This is a genomic window from Collinsella sp. AM13-34, assembly GCF_003473055.1.
Lineage (GTDB): Bacteria > Actinomycetota > Coriobacteriia > Coriobacteriales > Coriobacteriaceae > Collinsella.
In genome coordinates, this window is sequence record NZ_QRLE01000010.1 from 37,172 (window position 1) to 52,950 (window position 15,779).

Consider the following 15,779-nt stretch of genomic DNA (forward strand, 5'->3'; position numbering starts at 1 on the left):
CATCGAAGGAACATCATGAAAGAAAGCAAGCTCTACAGCGAGTTCCAGAGACTCGGCAAGGTGCTCATGGCGCCGGTCCTCCTCCTGCCCGTTTCCGGCATTTTGGTCGGCCTGGGCTCCGCCCTTTCCAATGCTAACCTCATCTCGCTCTGCCCGTTTTTGGGCACCGAGCCGATGGTGATCTTTAGCACGCTCATCAAAGCAGCCGGCAACGTTATCAATGGTAACATCTCGGTTCTCTTTGCGATCTGCATCGCTTACGGTTACGCCAAGGCCGAGAAGGCGACCGCCGCACTCTCAGGCTTCATCGGCTACATGACCATGAACACGATCATGGGTCAGCTGCTTATCCTGCTGGGCACCATCGATCCCGCCAACCTGCAGACCGGTCAGAACGCCATCCTGGGCGTAACCACACTCGACACCGGCGTATTCGGCGGCATCATCATCGGCTTGGTAGTCGCGTGGATCCACAACCGATTCTATAAGGTGCAGCTTCCGCCGGTGCTCGGTATCTTCAACGGCACACGCTGCGTCCCCGCCCTCACCGTCGTTTTCGCAAGCCTAGTGGGCGTTGCGCTCGCCTTCGTGTTTCCGTTTGTGCAAACCGGCCTAAAGGCCGCCTCGACACTCATCGATTCCACCGGGGTGTTTGGCGCGTTCATCTATGGCTTCTCCGAGCGCATGCTTCTGCCCTTCGGCCTGCATCATTTCATCTACCTGCCGTTTTTCTTCACTTCTTTGGGCGGTAGCATCCAGGTTGACGGCCAGACCGTCGAGGGTGCTGTCAACATCTACAACGCCATGCTCAACACGCCCGGCATGATGTACGACATCGACATCTCAAAATACGTCATGAACGGCAAGGTGCTGTTCGCCATGTGCGGCCTGCCCGCGGCGGCGCTCGCCATCTACCACTGTGCCCGTCCCGAGAATAAGAAGAAGGTCGGCTCCCTCATGATCGCCGCCGTTATCCCGGCCGCCATCATGGGCATAACCGAACCGCTCGAGTACTCCTTCCTCTTTGTAGCGCCCGTACTCTATGTGGTCCACGCCCTGCTGTGCGGCATCGCGTATGTACTCACCTACCTGGTACAGTTCAATGTGCCCGGGCCTTCCGCCTTCGGCGGACCGCTCCTCTCGTGGATCTTCAACGGCATCATGAACGCCGATAAGGGCTCCAACTGGTTCTGGCTCATTCCGCTCGGCATCGCTTACTTCGGGATCTATTACGTGCTGTTCCGCACCTTTATCAAGAAATTTGACCTCAAAACCCCGGGCCGCGAGGATGATGACACGCAGGCAGCGGATGACATGTCGGCCATCGACTCCAAAGCACCTGTCCAGGTAAGCGAGCTCATCCCGCAGATCGTGGAAGCCGTGGGCGGCGCCGATAACATCTCGGGTGTCAACGCCTGCTTCACTCGCCTGAGGCTCAGCCTCAAAGACACCGCCCTGGTCAAGGACGATAGTGTCTTCACCAAAGACCTCGGCGCCAGCGCCATCGTGCACGTTGGCGGCGGTGTTCAGATCGTTTACGGCAATAAAGCTTCTGTCTACAAAGTCGAAATGAGAGAATACTTGGGCATGGAATAAATCCGTCCCACAGCTTCACCACAATGCTCCGGAGATGGCATATCCGCTCCGGGGCATTATTGTTTGGAGTGATTTGAATGTCGATGTACGAGGTCTATTCGAACCTCAGGTCTTGTATCGAAGACGTCGAGAAGGGCGGCAGCCTTGACGCCCACATCGCACTCTATGCCCTTTCCCATCACGACGAGATCCCAGAGCTCTCAATAGAAGAACTTGCCCGCGCGTGCAATACATCGCCCGCGACCATCTCGCGCTTCTGCAGGCGCGTAAACGGCTCGAGCTTTCGATCGTTCAAAGAGCAAGTTGACGACTTCAACGCTTGGCTCCAGCGCGAGACAACCGAGGCAAGGGCGCATAAGCAAATCGATATACCCTGGTATTTCGATATCGTAGAGACCTCTTTGCTTGAAACAAAACGTCTGCTCACCGAGGATCGACTCGAGCAGGCCGTTGACTGGCTTCTCGATGCGCAAAATGTCTACGTATACGGAAGCTCATTCTCCAATCTCGCCGCCCGCTCACTCTGCGAAAAGCTGAGCCGCGTAAACCGACTGTGCTTCTCATTTGGCTCCGTCAAGGGACAGGAAACGTCGCTCTGTCTGCTCCAACCCGACGATCTAGCCATCTTTGTATCGTTCTCAGGGAAGACGAGCCATATCTTCAATCTTTACGTTGAGGCCAAGCGGCGAGGTTGCCGCGTTATTTGGATATCGAGCAACATGGCATTCGATAACAACGGGGCGCGCGAGCTCTTGCTACCCGTGAGCGCGGAGTCACTCAGCGAGTACTCGACCGCCTTGGTTGAGGGCATGAGCCTACAAAGCGCGGTTAACGCTCTGTATATCAGCTGTGCAAATCGACTTCGGGCGCAGCGCTAGCCGCAAACACGCTAGAACCGAAAAGAACGCACCTCACCGTCGCAAGGCGTCCGAATACACGATAGGCAGCGCCAAAAGAGAGCAACGGGCACGTCATGTACTTGCCCATTCACCCCAAAACAGCACAGGTTGGCGCCCGATTGAAGAATCGGACGCCAACCTGTATTAATCTTGATTGTGTGTTTGAGTCGTTTACTCCATACCCAGTAGCTCGCGCATCTGAGTTGCGTAGTTAGATGCCATGTTGCCGTAGACAATCTGCACGCCGCCGTTGACGTGCACGATGCCACGCGCTTCGAGCTTTTCGGTAAACTCGGCGTCATCAACCACCTTGTCACAGTCATTGAGCTGGATGCGCAGACGGGTGAAGCAGGCCTCGACAGACTTAATATTGTTGTCGCCGCCCACTGCCTCAACGATGGCGGGAATGAGGTCGCTAATCACGGTCTTGGGAGCCTTTTCGGCTTCATCGTCGGACTCTTCCTCGCGGCCAGGGGTCTTAAGGTCCTTCTTAAGAATGATGAACTTGAAGACGAAGTAGTACACCACGAAGTAGATGGGGCCGAGGAACAGGATAACCTGCCAGTTGGAGCCCTTGGCTGCACCCATAATGCCGTTAAAGATCAACGACAAGAGCGGGCCGCCGAAGGACGCGGAGCCAGCCACGTTGAACTGCAGGATATAGGTCAGCGCATAAGCAAGACCAGCCATAAGAGCGTGGAACACGTAGAGGATGGGCGCGATAAACAGGAAGGAGTACTCGAGCGGCTCGGTAATGCCGGAGAGGATGCAAGGCACCACGATGGCGATCATGAGTGCTGCGGTCTTCTTCTTGTTCTTGGGAAGCGCCGTCTTGTAGAAGGCGAGTGCAGCGCCAGGCAGGCCGAACATGGCGAAGATAACCTTGCCGTTCATGACAAAACGGCTGACCTCGATGTTAAACGGCGTGCTGGGAGAGCCCAGGATCGCGTTGTAGATATTGATAGCGCCCTGAACAGTCTGGCCGTCGATGGTCTCGACGCCACCGAGCGACGTGAAGAAGAACGGCAAATAGACAAAGTGATGCAGGCCAAAAGGCAGGAGCATGCGCTCGCCGGCGCCGTAGACAAATGCACCAAAGGCACCCGTAGTCTTGATGAACTCGGACAGCGCACCGAGAGCGTTCTGAATAAACGGGAAAACAAAGGACATGACCAATGCGAGGATGCTGCATGAGAGCAGCGTCACCGCTGGGATAAAGCGCGTGCCGTTGAAGATGGAGAACACGGCAGGCAGCTCAATCTTGTAGTAACGGTTATGCAACCATGCGACGATTGCGCCCACCAGAAGACCGCCGATAACGCCAGTGTCGAGCGTGGTGATGCCGAGGATCGTGCTCTGGCCCGTCGTAAGATTCGCGGGATCGATGACGCCAGTCGCCGTAAGGAACGTGCCCATCACGGAATTCATGCACATGTAGCCCAAAAAGCCACAAAGCGCCGCGGTAGCCTTCTCGGACTTGGCGAAGCCATAGGCGAGACAAATCGAGAAGATAACCGGGATGTTGTTCATAACGATGCTGGCAGCGGCCTTGAGAATCGAAAAGAAGATCGCAAAGCCCGGAGCAGCAAGCCAGGGAACAGCTGCCGTAAGGGTGGGGCTGGTAAAGGCATTGCCAAAGCCCTGAAGGATGCCGGCGATTGGCAGGATCAAGACAGGCGTCATGAGGACTTTGCCCAGGCGCTGGAACTTTGCCAGCAGCTCATCTTTGTTCATGGGATACCCCTCTTAAAGAAACGGGGCGTGCAGCTCCACAGCCCACACGCCCCATAACAACAGTTATCAAGCGCTATGGAACTAGCTACTTAAGCTCCGGCCAGTAATCCTTATTGGCCTCGATGAGCTTGTCGAGCACTTTGCGGGCCTTCTTTGCGTCACCGACCAGACGATTAAGCGTGAGTGCCTGCAGAGCCTTCTCGTAGGAACCCTCCATCCAAGCCTCAACAGTCAGGCGCTCATAGGCGTACTGGTTCTCCATAAGGCCGCGATAGAAGGTACCGATCTTGCCAACAGCATAGGGCTGCGGGCCATTGGCGCCCACGCTTGCCGCGACCTCGACCATGGCGTCATCGGGCATGCCCTCGATAATGCCGTTGTTGGGCACGATGACAATGAAGGTCTTGTTGGTGTTGCGATAAATGGCCGAGGTGATTTCCACGATCATATCGCCATGAGCGTCGTTTTGCACAACCGAGGAGTTCTTTGCGGTGCCGACTTTGGCAACACGCTCGCACTCGGCGAACACGCGCTTTTCACGACCGTTGATAACCTCGTCGGAGCGAGTGTAGTCGGGGTCGAGGTGAGCGACCTTGTACTCGGGATACAGATAGTACTGCAGATAAGTGTTGGGCAGATAGTCGGGGAAGTCCTCGAGCATGTCCTTGACCATGGCGTAGGTATCAAGCCAGGACTGGTCACGCTGCTCGGCATCGGCAGGAAGGAAGCCGTTCTTCTCCGTGTACTCCTTAATCTGCGGGACGAGGTCATGGCCCTCTTCATCGTAGATGTGCTTGAACCAACCGAAGTGATTGAGGCCGAAGTACACGGGCTCCGTCTTGCTCATATCGCGACCGAGCAGGCGACCGTAAGAGCGCATGAGGTTGACAGGCTGGTCGCAGATGTTGAGGACGCGATGCTCATCGGGCAGGACGCGCTCGAGACCATATGCCACAATAGCAGCCGGGTTGGTGTAGTTGATAATCCACGCCTCCGGGCTATGAGCGCGAACGTCGTTGACGATCTCAACCATGTCATGCATGGAGCGCATACCGTAAGCCATGCCGCCAGGGCCCACCGTTTCCTGGCCGATGATTCCCATATGCAGCGGAATCTTCTCGTCCTTGCTACGCATCTCGTAGCCGCCGGTACGAATCTGGCAGAGCACAAAGTCGACGTCGGTGTAAGCCTCGTCCTTATCGGTGGTGTAACCAAACTCCACACCGGGCTCCTCCTCGGCGAAGAGGATCTTGCCAAACTCGCCGATCGGACGCTGACGCTCGGCATCGATGTCATAAAGCATCACGCGGTTCAGCGGCAGAATGTCCATGTGCTTGGTCAGGGCCTTAAGAATGCCAGGGCACCACGTAGAGCCGCCGCCAACGATCACAATATTGAGCTTATCCTTCATGTTCCGTCCCTCCAGGGTTGGCTGATCGGTGTTCTCGAAGACCTTGGGCTCCGCGGTTGTCCTCGGCTTGCTTCGTTTCGATTGTCATTTTGCGACCTGAAGCCATTTGCGAGCCCCGCACGAGCCAAAGCGGAACGAGGACACATGATTTCGCTCACGACACAGATATGTGTAGGCAAACACGCGCGTTTGCCCAGTTCATGGGCAATAGGCAATCTTGACCGATTACCGATTTCTCACCTGGCTACACAAAGCGGTACCATATGTACGACGAGGTGCGAGGGGCTGAAACATCTTATGAAAGATCAAGAATCTTTTTATGATCATGTGCGAGCTGGCGAGAGCAAGCTCAACGATCTCGAAAGCGAGATCATGCGCTACATCATCGAGCTGCGTGATGATATTGACGATGTCACGCTTAAGAGCGTTGCTGAACGGTTCTTCGTCGCTCCCAATACAATCGTCAGGCTTGCCCACAAGCTTGGCTTCTCGGGGTTTACGGAGCTCAAACAATCGTATTCCGCCTCGCTCGACCGCAATCGATTCACTATCGAGACGCTTCCTCTTGATACCCAGCTCGTACAGACCAAAGATCTGCTTAACGACCGGGTCATCGATTCGGTTGTGAGTCTTATCCAGGACGCCTCGCATATCGTGTTCTTCTGCTCGGGCTTTTCGAAATACCCGTGCCTCGAGATGGCTGAAAAGCTCAAAATAATGGGCAAGAACACCGATACGCTCAGTGAACGCCACGTCATGAGGCATTACGCAGAGCTCCTCGGCAAAAACGACCTGGTCTTCAGCGTTTCCGTAAGCGGCGAGACGCAGGTGTCTATTGACGCCACATCGATAGCCAAAACACGCGGATGCAAGGTCGTCACGCTCACCGGCTTTTCTCGAAATTCTCTCTCGAAACTAGCCGACTACCCTATCTACACCGTGCAAAAAGAAATCCGCTTGGGCAGTATGGACCTCGACAGTCGATTGATGTTCTATTACGTTTTCGAATTGATATTTGAGCGCTACTTCAAACTGGCCAAGAAATAAAACTTGGCATGCGCCCGGCTTCGACTCCTTAGCAGCCCTCTATATGAAAGGAACCGCGCATGCAACGTGTACTGTTTATCTGCCATGGGAACATCTGTCGCTCGACGATGGCTGAGTCGGTGTTTGCCGAGCTCGTGCACCGCGCTGGGCGCGCGGGCGAGTTTGTCATCGATTCCGCCGCGACTTCGACCGAGGAGATCGGCAACCCGCCGCACCACGGTACCGTTGCCAAGCTGCGCGAAGTCGGGATTCCCGTCGTCGCACATCGCGCACGTCAGGTGCGGCGCGCGGAGTATGGCAACTGGGATCACATTGTTTATATGGATGCTGAGAACGCGCGCGGTCTGCGTCGCATCTTCGGCGACGACCCCGACGGCAAGATTACGCGCTTGCTCGATTGGACCGAGCGCCCCGGCGACGTGGCCGATCCCTGGTACACCGGCAACTTCGATGCCACCTACCGCGACGTGCTCGCCAGTTGCGCCGCTATGCTCGAGCAGCTGTAGGTTCGCGGAGGCACGAACCTCGCGAGCCGCGTCATCGGCATACAGATCGAGCGTGGATTTTCTCCCACTTTGAGCATTCAAGTGCGCTCTAGACGGGAGAAAATCCACGCTCATTATCTCGGATAGCGGATGCGACAAAGGCACTATCCCTTTGTCGCGTCGGGGACTGTCCCTAGACCGGCTTGACCTCCAGCTTTATCCCCTCGGCACAGGAGTCACCCAAAACATCCGAAAGGGCCCAGGTCGCATATAGCGGCAAATAAAGAACAGCTCCGCTGCGTTCAACGTTGCCTCTCGAGAAAACAATCCCGAGCCTTACACCATATTCGGCCGTATCAAGCACATGGCCGAGCGCGGCGTGCGCGTGGTAATAGGAACCCGATTTAACCTCGATCGGAACAGCTGTTCCATCCGGTCCGTCGACCACAAAGTCCACTTCGCCGCGCTTCTTTGTCTGATAGTAGTAAAGCTGGCGATTTTGGGCAGCCAGCTGCTGGGCCACCACGTTTTCGTAAATACCGCCCAGATTGGGTTCCTTGCTATCAAGATACGCCGCCTGGGCGACGCCAACGGGGTAGCGCGCCATCAACATGCCCGTATCCGATTGGTATAGCTTGAACTGCGATGGCCGTGCCGTCTTGAGCAGGGGCGACTTTGGCTCGGTTACGATATCCGCCTTGAGAGCAACGCCGGCATCGACAAGCCAGACAAAATCTCGCTGGTACTTGTCGTAATGCGCCTTGGGGTCAATGGAATTGAGCACGAAGCGTTTGTTTTCGCCCTCGAGCATAATAGGGAGCTGATCGTAAATGCTCTGCACCTGAAGGGCTCGCCCGCTTGCATACTTGGAGATATCCCGCCGGTACTGTTCGTTGAGCTCTGACTGTAGCTGACGAACAGAGGCAAGGTCGCCCCGCGTGTCAAGGAAACGCTGCACGACCTCTGGCATTCCACCGACAACGGTATAGGTCCTGAAGTTTGCCATCATCGCGTCGTGAATGTAATCAGGAATGGGCTTCTCGCTGATACACGCGTCGCGTATCGTTTGGCGAGCTCCCTCGCTCACCCCGATCGCCCAGCAAAACTCCTCAAAATCGAGCGGGAACATCCTAAGCTCGTGAACATATCCCACGGGATAGGACCTAACGCCCTTGAACTGGGTCCCGAGCATTGACCCCGAAAACGCCCAGCGGCACCTCCCGTCCTCAACAAGGAACTTTGCCATCGTCATGATGTCGGGGGCCTCTTGGACCTCATCGATAAACACGAGCGTTTTGCCCGGTGCTATCGGCTTTCCCGAGAGAAGCGTCACCCTGCTGATGAAATCGTCGGCATCCCGTGCCTCGAGAAGAGCATCTTTTGCCTGGCGATTTTCCGCGAGATTGAGCTCGATATAGGTTGCGTAGTTTGACTTACCGAACTCGCGAATCGAGTAGCTCTTACCGATTTGGCGAGAACCCGTGACGAACAACGCCTTTCGTTCAATGGATCTCTGCCAACAATCAAGCTCATCAGCGATTTTCCTGCGCAACATAAGCTCTCCCATCGCCTCGATAAATGAAATGCAGATATTTATATCGACTATTATCGATGAAATGCAGAGATTTTTAGTACCGAAATTTGATGAAATGCAGAAATTTGAGCTTACTCGCGCATAGAACAACGACGCGTGCGCCTAAGCATGGGCATAAGTGAGGTCGGGATTCTCGCATACAAATCGAGCGAGGACTATCTCCCACTTTGAGTGCGAAATTGCGCCCAAAACGGGAGATAATCCACGCTCGATATTTCGACGGGAGAAAATCCTCGCTCGGTTACTCGTCGACGATCTCGGCAAGCCAGACGTTCAGAGTATCGACCTCGGGGCAGCAGAACTTTGCCGTGCCAGGCTCGTTGCCAGGCACGGTTCCGCCATAGCGCAGGATATCGATATAGGGAAAGCCCACATGGCAGGCCATGGCGCACATCTTGCCGCGATCGCGGTCAAAGTCAAAAACGTCGCCCGGCTTGTGACCGTGGTGGCAGCGGCACGTCCCCAGCTGGTCCACGCAGCTCACGCGGATACGCGGCCGCTTGCCACGCGGCGCGCCGAGCGGCCTGTTCTCGCCCGCAGGCTTGACGCCGCCCTCGCCAATGTTACTCATGGTCGATCACGTCCAGGCAGGCCTCGATGGGAAGGCCGGCCGACTTGTCCTCTTGGTCGGCATTGCGTTCGATAAGCTCAGCCACCACACGCATGGCATCGAACGTCGCGCGCTGCAGACTCCAGCCTGCCATAACGCGGCCGACGAGCACCGCCGAGAACGTGTCGCCCGTGCCCGGGAAATAGACCGGAATGAGCTCAAAGGGAATCGTAAAGTACTCCCCCGCCACATGGTCGTAACCGATAACCGCGTTCGTGCCATTGACTACGGCGCTCGTAATGACCACCGACTTGGCACCCAGCTCACGCACGGCGTTCACAAGAACGCGAGCCTCGTCGGGCGTGATTTGCTCTGCAATGGGCGTATCGGTAAGCAGACATGCCTCGGTGTAGTTGGGCACCGCGTAGTCGGCGCACTCGAGCAGGCTGCGCATGAGGCCGATCGTGGACTCGGGCACGCCAGCGTAGAGCTTGCCGTTGTCGCCCATGATGGGGTCGACGAACACCTTGGTGCCCTTTTGCGCACGGCGGTGGCAAAAGTCCGAGATGATGCGCGTCTCTTCCTCGGTCACGATAAAGCCGGTCGAGATGGCGTCGAACTCAAAGCCGAGCTCCTCCCAGATAGCGAGGCTTTGGCGCACGTACTCGGTGGTGTCGTGGATGTAGAACTTGGGGTAGTTGAGCGTGTCGGAAACGAGCGCCGTCGGCAAGTTATGGATACGGTAGCCCATGTGCGACAGCACCGGCAGCATGGCGGAAAGCGCGACCTTGCCGTAGCCGCACATATCGTTGATCAGCAGCAGCTGAGTGTTCTTCATGAGGGTCTCCCTTGTTTCGGGCGCGGCGCGCAGCGCCACAGTGCGACTAAGTGTAGCGCAGGGAACGTTGCGAGCGGAGTCGAGCGGTACGAAGGGCAAATTGTTGCGGAAAGGTTTCGAAATTGCTCCGTTTACCTCCGCCCCCCTACGAATCACCGGTAAATGGCGCAAGGAGTGTCCCCAAGTGCCGCTCGAACATAATAAGTTTGGTACCTTGACATTCATTTCTCATGCTCCTAGATTAGTTAGGCACAAAACAATTCAACTACCTAAATAAAGAAAGGAGCGGCACTAATTCATGTGCGATGAACCTCTTAGCCTTTGTTCGCACGAGCCCGGCGGCGACCCGTCACAGCCGGCGGATGTACCCGAAGCGGTCAGCGCCGAAGACAAACTCGCCAAGCGCATCCTGAGCGGCCTGGGCTTTTGCGGCCATTACATGCATTTTCATGGCGGAGGCGTGTCCGGCAAGGCGCCCATCATCTGCCTGCTGGCCAAGCAACCCGGCGGCGAGATGTCGCAGCAGGAGCTCGGCATGCACTTCGACCTCAAGCCGGGATCGCTTTCCGAGATCCTGTCCAAGCTCGAGCTCAACGGCCTCATCGAGCGCAGCCGTAACCCCAAGGATCGACGGCAGCTCACCATTCGCCTGACCGAAACCGGCCGGGAAAACGCCCGCATCGACCAGGCAGCCCGCATTCGCTTTAGAGAGCAGGCCTTTAGCGCGCTCACCCATGACGAGCGCGAGGACCTCGCCGAAATGCTCGATAAAATCCGCGTAACCTGGGAGGAACTGGATGATTAAAACCCTCATGGGCAGCATCCGCGACTATATGAAAGTCACCGTTGCCACGCCGTTGCTCGTGCTTGGCGAGGTGCTCTGCGAGATGCTGATTCCATTCATCACCGCCAACCTGATCGACGCTATCAAAGACGGCGCCACCGTAGCCGAGATGCTTCCCACCGCAGGCTTTTTGGTGCTCATCGCGCTGACGTCGCTTGCTTTTGGCGCCGCGGCCGGCGTCACCTGCAGCCATGCGAGCTGCGGGTTCGCCAAGAACCTGCGTCACGACCTGTTCTACAAGATCCAGACGTTCAGCTTTGCCAACATCGATGAGTTCTCGAGTTCCTCACTCGTCACGCGTCTGACCACCGACATCAACAACGTTCAGCAGGCCTTTATGATGATCATCCGTATCGCCGTGCGCGCGCCGCTGGTCTTGATCTTCGCCTTTACCATGGCATTTATCATGGGCGGCAGCGTCGCCATGGTCTACCTGGTCATCATTCCGCTGCTGGGCTTTGGACTGTTCTTTATCATCTTTAAGGTGCGCCCCATCTTCTCGCGCGTGTTCCACAAGTACGATGCCCTTAACGAGTCCGTCGAGGAAAACGTCACCGGCATGCGCGTGGTCAAGAGCTATGTGCGCGAAGACTTTGAGAAGGAGAAGTTCGCGACCGCCGCGCGCGACGTCCAGATGGACTTCACCCGCGCCGAGAAGCTGCTCGCCTTTAACAACCCCATGATGAACATCTGCGTCAACGGCGCGTTTGTCGTCATCATCTACCTGGGCTCCAAGCTCATCATCACGAGCCAGGGCACGCTGTTCGACGTGGGCCAGCTCTCCTCGACCTTTACCTATGGTTTCCAGATTCTCATGAGCCTGATGCAGCTGTCGATGATCTTTGTCATGGTGACCATGGCCGACGAATCGGCACACCGCATTGCCGAGGTGCTGGCCGCCGAGCCCACGATCGCCGATCCCGCCGAGCCCGTGCTCGAGGTTGCCGACGGTTCCATCGACTTTGACCACGTGAGCTTTAAGTATTCCGAGCACGCGAAGCGCCAGGCGCTCGACGACGTCGACCTGCATATTAAGAGCGGCGAGACCATCGGCATCATCGGCGGAACCGGCTCGGCCAAGTCCACGCTCGTGAACCTGATCGCCCGCCTGTACGATGTCACCGAGGGCACCGTGCGCGTCGGCGGTGTGGACGTACGCAACTACGACCTGGACGCGCTGCGCCACCAGGTAACCATGGTGCTGCAGAAAAACGTGCTGTTTAGCGGCACCATCGCCGAGAACCTGCGTTGGGGCGACCCGAACGCCACCGACGAGGAAGTCCGCGAGGCAGCGCATCTGGCCTGCGCCGACGAGTTTGTCGACGGTTTCCCCAAGGGCTACGACACCTGGATCGAACAGGGCGGCTCTAATGTTTCGGGCGGTCAGAAGCAGCGCCTGTGCATTGCACGCGCCCTGCTGCGTCGCCCCAAGATCTTGATCCTGGACGACTCCACCAGCGCCGTCGACACCAAGACCGACGCCAAGATCCGCGCAGGGCTGGCAAGCTATCTGCCCAACACGACCAAGCTCATCATCGCCCAGCGCATCAGCTCCGTGCAGGACGCAGACCGCATCATCGTCATGGAGGGCGGCCGTATCGCGCAGATCGGCAACCATGACGAGCTACTCAAGACGAGCGAGATCTACCGCGAGACCTTTACCTCGCAAAACAAGATGTCTGCCGAGGGCGAAGGGGCCGTCGAGGCCGACACCGAGGCATCCGCAACGCAAGCTCAGACCCAGGAAGGAGGCGAGGCACATGAGTAAGGCAACGACCGCCGAGCGCGCGCTCAACCGTAAGGGCGGCACCATGTCGCGCCTCATCAAGACGCTCTTTGGCTTCTATCCCGTGCTTTTGCCCCTTGTCGTCGCCGGCGTGGTGCTCTGCGCCATCATCAACTCCATCGGCGCGACCTTCCTGCAGAGCGCCCTGCAGATTATTAGCGAATCGTGGCAGTCGGGCGATTGGGAAGCCGCACAGCCCAAGATTCTGCAGCTCGTAACCACCCTCGCCTGCATCTACGGCGTCGGTGTCCTGTCCTCACTGTTCTGGAACCGCGCCATGGCTATCGTCACGCAGGGCTCGCTGGAGAAGCTGCGCGAGATGATGTTCAACCGCATGCAGGACCTGCCGATCCGCTACTTCGACACGCACCAGCGCGGCGATATCATGAGCCACTACACCAACGACATCGACACGCTGCGTCAGATGATCAGCCAGTCGCTGCCCAACCTGCTCATGACGATCATCATCATCGTCACGGTGTTCTTTATCATGCTGTACTACAGCATGTGGATGTGCCTGGTCATCATCGCCGGCGTCGCCTTTATGACCTTTATGACCAAGCTGCTCGGCTCCAACTCCGCGCGCTTCTTCATTGCGCAGCAGACCGAGCTCGGCGTGGTCGAGGGCCATATCGAGGAGGTCATGAACGGCCAGAAGGTCGTCAAGGCGTTCTGCCACGAGTCTGCCGCCGAGGCCGATTTTGACGAGCGCAACGAAAAGCTCTTCGAGGTCTCCCAGAAGGCCAACATGTACGCCAACATCCTCATGCCCATCCTTATGAACCTGGGCAACTTGCTCTACGTGCTGGTGGCCCTTGCCGGCGGCATTTTCCTGGCGCTGGGCGTGCCCAACCTGAGCATCTCGGGCATGGAGCTGTCCATCGCCGTCGTGGTGCCGTTCCTTAACATGACCAAGCAGTTCTGCGGACAGATCGGCCAGATCTCGCAGCAGATCAACGCCGTGGTCATGGGTCTGGCCGGCGCCGACCGCATCTTTGAGCTCATCGATGAGGAGCCCGAGGCCGACGAAGGCTACGTGACACTCGTCAACGCGCAGGTCAACCCTGACACCTGGCAGCTCGAGGAGGCTGACCACCACACTGGCATGTGGGCATGGAAGCATCCGCACCGTGCAACCGGCGAGATCGAGTACGTACCGCTGCGCGGCGACCTGGTCATGGACAACGTCGACTTTGGCTACACGCCCGACCACGAGGTGCTGCACGGCGTGTCCGTGTTTGCCAAGCCGGGCCAGAAGGTCGCGTTTGTCGGCGCCACCGGTGCCGGTAAGACGACCATCACTAACCTCATCAACCGCTTCTACGACATTGCCGACGGCAAGATCCGCTACGACGGCATCAACGTCAACAAGATCCGCAAGGCCGACCTGCGCCGAAGCCTGGGCGTCGTGCTGCAGGACGTGAACCTGTTCACCGGCACCGTGATGGATAACATCCGCTACGGCAACCTGGATGCCACCGACGAGGAGTGCATCGCGGCGGCCAAGCTCGCGGGCGCGGACGACTTTATCACCCGCCTGCCCGACGGCTACGACACCATGCTCACCGGCAACGGCGCCCAGCTGTCGCAGGGCCAGCGCCAGCTGATTTCGATCGCCCGCGCCGCCGTCGCCGATCCGCCGGCAATGATTCTGGACGAGGCAACGTCGAGCATCGACACCCGCACCGAGGCCATCGTTCAGGCGGGCATGGATAAGCTCATGGAGGGCCGCACGACGTTTGTCATCGCGCACCGCCTCTCCACCGTGCGCAACTCCGACGCAATCATCTGCCTGGACCACGGCCGCATCATCGAGCGCGGCAACCACGACGAACTGATCGCCAAGCGCGGGTATTACTACCAGCTCTACACGGGTGCGTTTGAGCTAGAGTAGGAACGATTACTGACGGAGGGTTCCCCGGGGCGGCGGGGTAACTCCTCCGTGCTCAAACATTCTCGCTGCGCTGCGAAACTGCGCGCGGAGGAAATACACCGCCGTCCACGGGGCACCCTCCTACGCGTGATCAGCCCGTCGTTTAAAACGGAATAAAGGTTAGTGAGGCCCTGGCCGTTTGGCCAGGGCCTCGTTTTGTGTGAGCTACTTGAGGAGTTGGGCAATGGCGTTGACGAATTTTTGGACTTGGAGGGTGGGCTCGAGCGGGTAGTGCAAATAGACCGGCACCTCGCGGCCGCATAGGAACGGTACGCCCACAAAGGCCGGGTGCACGCCCGACCACGCTCCGCAGGTGAGCACCGCATCGCCCTTTTCCTCCGCTTCGTTAAAGAGCGCAAAGTCAAAGCTGTCCACGTCGATCACGTCCACGCCGCCGTCGGCCAACAGGTCGATGCGCAGGCTGTCCATGGCGTCGTTGCCGTGACGAAGCACGCGCAGGCGCATGCCCTCCAAGTCGGCAACCGTGATGCGCGTCTTGCGCGCAAGCCGGCTTGTGCGCGGCACGTCGATATAAAACGGCACGGTAACGATGCGGAGCTTTTGGCAGGCGTCACCCCAGCGCGGGGTCGAAAAACTCGACTGCACTACATCCACCTCGCGCCCCAAGCTGCGCATGACGGATTCACGCTCGTCATAGAGATCGTTCACCGGCACGATCTCGAAGCGCAGCGATGGCTCCAGCTCGTGCACGCCCGTCCACATCGACAGTGTCTGGCGCCCCGGGCACATCATCGACACGCCCAGGCGCACCGCACCGCCATCGCCCGCCGCGCGCCGGGCACGACGCAGTGCGTCCTCAGACTGGCGCATGATCGAGCGCGCGTCGTCCACCAGCAGAGCGCCCGCCGGCGTCACCTTGACGCCCGAGTGCGACCGCTCGAACAGCGTGATGCCAAACTCGGCCTCGAACCCCGACACCTGTTTGACGAGCGCCGGGGTCGACACCCGCAGTTTTGCCGCCGCGCGCGAGAAGCTTCCCAGCTCCGCGGCGGCCGATATGGCCTCAAGTCGTCGATCGTACACGTCAATCTCCCGTTTCCA

Annotated in this window: 13 protein-coding genes; 7 read left to right on the forward strand and 6 right to left on the reverse strand. The window is 57.9% G+C overall.

The features are described from left to right. Positions 1–15: 15 nt before the first annotated feature. A complete protein-coding gene (locus DW151_RS05645) occupies positions 16–1,596 on the forward strand; it encodes a PTS transporter subunit EIIC (protein WP_118334830.1) in 1,581 nt (526 codons plus the stop codon). Positions 1,597–1,673: 77 nt separating this feature from the next. After that, positions 1,674–2,474 carry a MurR/RpiR family transcriptional regulator gene (locus DW151_RS05650; RefSeq protein ID WP_117716371.1) on the forward strand — a complete coding sequence of 267 codons (801 nt, stop codon included), beginning with the start codon at positions 1,674–1,676 and terminating at the stop codon, positions 2,472–2,474. Positions 2,475–2,666: 192 nt separating this feature from the next. Here DW151_RS05650 and DW151_RS05655 read toward each other — a convergent pair whose 3' ends face one another. Together DW151_RS05655 and DW151_RS05660 are read right to left on the reverse strand one after the other, a co-directional pair. Next, positions 2,667–4,229 (reverse strand): PTS transporter subunit EIIC, encoded by a 1,563-nt coding sequence (locus tag DW151_RS05655; protein WP_117803927.1) that lies wholly within the window; start codon positions 4,227–4,229, stop codon positions 2,667–2,669. Between the two features lie 85 nt (positions 4,230–4,314). Continuing rightward, entirely contained in the window at positions 4,315–5,640 is a 1,326-nt protein-coding gene (locus DW151_RS05660; RefSeq protein WP_089573127.1) for a 6-phospho-alpha-glucosidase, read from the reverse strand. Positions 5,641–5,937: 297 nt separating this feature from the next. Here DW151_RS05660 and DW151_RS05665 point away from each other — a divergent pair, with 297 nt between their 5' ends. Both DW151_RS05665 and DW151_RS05670 read left to right on the forward strand, forming a co-directional pair. Further along, complete coding sequence (locus DW151_RS05665) at positions 5,938–6,687, forward strand: MurR/RpiR family transcriptional regulator (protein WP_158571660.1); 750 nt, start codon at positions 5,938–5,940, stop codon at positions 6,685–6,687. Between the two features lie 59 nt (positions 6,688–6,746). Continuing rightward, the gene (locus tag DW151_RS05670) at positions 6,747–7,193 is read left to right on the forward strand and encodes a low molecular weight protein-tyrosine-phosphatase (protein WP_118334833.1); all 447 of its coding nucleotides are present in this window, start codon (positions 6,747–6,749) and stop codon (positions 7,191–7,193) included. Positions 7,194–7,365: 172 nt separating this feature from the next. Here the strand turns inward: DW151_RS05670 and DW151_RS05675 are convergent, their stop codons facing one another. From DW151_RS05675 to DW151_RS05685, 3 genes are all read right to left on the reverse strand, one after another. After that, a complete protein-coding gene (locus tag DW151_RS05675; RefSeq protein WP_199579901.1) occupies positions 7,366–8,856 on the reverse strand; it encodes an ATP-binding protein in 1,491 nt (496 codons plus the stop codon). Between the two features lie 151 nt (positions 8,857–9,007). After that, complete coding sequence (locus tag DW151_RS05680; protein ID WP_192934508.1) at positions 9,008–9,337, reverse strand: TIGR04076 family protein; 330 nt, start codon at positions 9,335–9,337, stop codon at positions 9,008–9,010. Then, on the reverse strand, positions 9,330–10,154 hold the full coding sequence (locus tag DW151_RS05685; RefSeq protein WP_118334835.1) for a PfkB family carbohydrate kinase: 825 nt from the start codon (positions 10,152–10,154) through the stop codon (positions 9,330–9,332). The genes DW151_RS05680 and DW151_RS05685 overlap by 8 nt, the downstream gene beginning before the upstream one ends. Positions 10,155–10,452: 298 nt before the next feature. On the opposite strand from DW151_RS05685, the gene DW151_RS05690 reads away from it, so the two are divergent. Genes DW151_RS05690 through DW151_RS05700 form a run of 3 tightly spaced genes read left to right on the forward strand, consistent with a single transcriptional unit; the run spans position 10,453 to position 14,678 of the window. After that, positions 10,453–10,959: a MarR family winged helix-turn-helix transcriptional regulator gene (locus tag DW151_RS05690; protein WP_117637687.1), complete on the forward strand. Its 507-nt coding sequence runs from the start codon at positions 10,453–10,455 to the stop codon at positions 10,957–10,959. Next, positions 10,952–12,766 carry an ABC transporter ATP-binding protein gene (locus DW151_RS05695; RefSeq protein WP_118334836.1) on the forward strand — a complete coding sequence of 605 codons (1,815 nt, stop codon included), beginning with the start codon at positions 10,952–10,954 and terminating at the stop codon, positions 12,764–12,766. The genes DW151_RS05690 and DW151_RS05695 overlap by 8 nt, the downstream gene beginning before the upstream one ends. Beyond that, entirely contained in the window at positions 12,759–14,678 is a 1,920-nt protein-coding gene (locus DW151_RS05700) for an ABC transporter ATP-binding protein (protein ID WP_118334838.1), read from the forward strand. Before DW151_RS05695 ends, DW151_RS05700 begins: the two co-directional genes overlap by 8 nt. Before the next feature lie 204 nt (positions 14,679–14,882). On the opposite strand, the gene DW151_RS05705 is transcribed toward DW151_RS05700, so the two are convergent. Continuing rightward, a complete protein-coding gene (locus DW151_RS05705) occupies positions 14,883–15,761 on the reverse strand; it encodes a LysR family transcriptional regulator (RefSeq protein WP_118334839.1) in 879 nt (292 codons plus the stop codon). Positions 15,762–15,779: the final 18 nt, after the last annotated feature.